Below are 1,882 nucleotides of genomic sequence, written 5' to 3'. Positions count from 1 at the left end.
CGCCAAGGCGGTGCTGAACGACGACGGTACGCCCAAGTGGCGCATGGCGCCGTCGCCGCATGGCGTCTACTGGAAGGACGGCATGAAGCTCGGCTATCAGGACGTCGGCTCCTGGACGCTGATGAAGTCGACCCCGACCGACCGCGCCAAGGCCGCCTGGCTCTACGCGCAGTTCGTCACCTCGAAGACAGTCGACGTGAAGAAGAGCCATGTCGGCTTGACCTTCATCCGCGAGAGCACGATCCACGACAAGAGCTTCACCGAGCGGGCTCCGAAGCTCGGCGGCCTGATCGAGTTCTACCGTTCGCCGGCCCGCGTTCAGTGGTCGCCGACCGGCACCAACGTGCCTGACTATCCGAAGCTGGCACAGCTCTGGTGGCAGGCGATCGGCGATGCGTCGTCGGGTGCCAAGACGGCGCAGGAAGCGATGGACTCGCTCTGCGGCGAGCAGGAAAAGGTCATGAGCCGCATCGAGAAGTCGGGTGTCCAGGGCGATATCGGCCCGAAGATGGCCGAAGAGCATGACCTCGCCTACTGGAACGCCGACGCGGTCAAGAAAGGCAATCTCGCTCCTCAGCTCAAGATCGAGAACGAGAAGGAAAAGCCGATCACCATCAACTACGACGAGCTGGTGAAGAGCTGGCAGAAGTAACCTTGGTGCCGGCGTTCGCGCCTGCATCATGAGAATAGGGGGAGGCGGCATCTTGCCGTCTCCCCTGTTTGTGTAAAAGACTAAAGCGCGTCGCGTTGAGATGGATTCATGCAACGCGCTTTAGGTCTTTGTTTTTGTGCATGTCGTTCTCCCAAAATCGAGGTCACCTTTGGGCGACATGCATTAAGCGGGGAAGCAGAATGACCGGATACATCCTTGCCATCGACCAGGGCACGACTTCGACCCGGGCGATCCTGTTCGACGGCGATATGAAGGTTGCCGGCAGCGGGCAGAAGGAATTCACCCAGCACTATCCGGCCTCCGGCTGGGTCGAGCACGATCCCGAAGACATCTGGGCGAGCGTGGTGACGACCGTGAAGGCGGCGCTGAAGAATGCCGGCCGGGCTGCTTCCGAGGTGGCCGCGCTCGGCATCACCAATCAGCGCGAGACCATCGTCATCTGGGACAAGGCGACCGGCAAGCCGATCCACAATGCCATTGTCTGGCAGGACCGGCGCACCACGCCGCTGTGCCAGAAACTGAAGAAGCAGGGACTGGAGAAAAAGTTCACCAAAAAAACCGGCCTGCTGCTTGATCCGTATTTTTCCGGTACCAAGATCGCCTGGATGCTAGACAAGGTAAAAGGGGCGCGGCGTCGTGCCGAGAAGGGCGAGTTGCTCGCCGGCACCATCGACAGCTTTCTGATCTGGCGGCTGACCGGCGGCAAGGTCCACGCCACGGATGCCACCAACGCGTCGCGCACGCTGGTCTACAATATCGAGAAAAATGCCTGGGACAACGAACTGCTGTCGATACTGAACATCCCGGCGAAAATGCTACCCGAGGTAAAGGACTGCGCCGATGACTATGGAATCACGGAGAAAAATCTCTTCGGCGCCGAGATAAGAATCCTCGGTGTTGCCGGCGACCAGCATGCGGCGACCATCGGCCAGGCCTGTTTCGAGCCGGGCATGATGAAATCCACCTACGGCACGGGCTGCTTTGCTCTGCTCAACACCGGCAGCGACCTTGTGCGTTCGAAGAACCGGCTCTTGACCACTATTGCCTACAGGCTGAACGGCAAGACCACTTATGCGCTGGAGGGCTCGATCTTCATTGCCGGCGCCGCGGTCCAATGGCTGCGCGACGGCATCAAGGTGATCGGCAAGGCCGAGCAAAGCGGCAAGCTGGCTGCCGAGGCTGATCCAACGCAAAACGTCTATCTGGTGC

At 60.3% G+C, this 1,882-nt stretch carries 1 protein-coding gene and 1 pseudogene; both read left to right on the top strand.

Annotation, left to right across the window (positions count from 1 at the left end):
* Nucleotides 1–652: pseudogene (locus EN914_RS33835) on the top strand (carbohydrate ABC transporter substrate-binding protein); the annotation flags it as partial.
* A 200-nt stretch (nucleotides 653–852) separates the two neighbouring features.
* Nucleotides 853–1,882: glycerol kinase GlpK (locus EN914_RS33830; RefSeq protein ID WP_127389604.1), on the top strand; the 1,030-nt coding region annotated here is incomplete at its 3' end.

Source organism: Mesorhizobium sp. M7A.F.Ca.CA.001.08.2.1 (assembly GCF_003998455.1).
Lineage (GTDB): Bacteria > Pseudomonadota > Alphaproteobacteria > Rhizobiales > Rhizobiaceae > Mesorhizobium > Mesorhizobium ciceri.
Note: the sequence above shows the minus strand (reverse complement) of the source record. Positions and strands in the feature narration are given on the sequence as shown.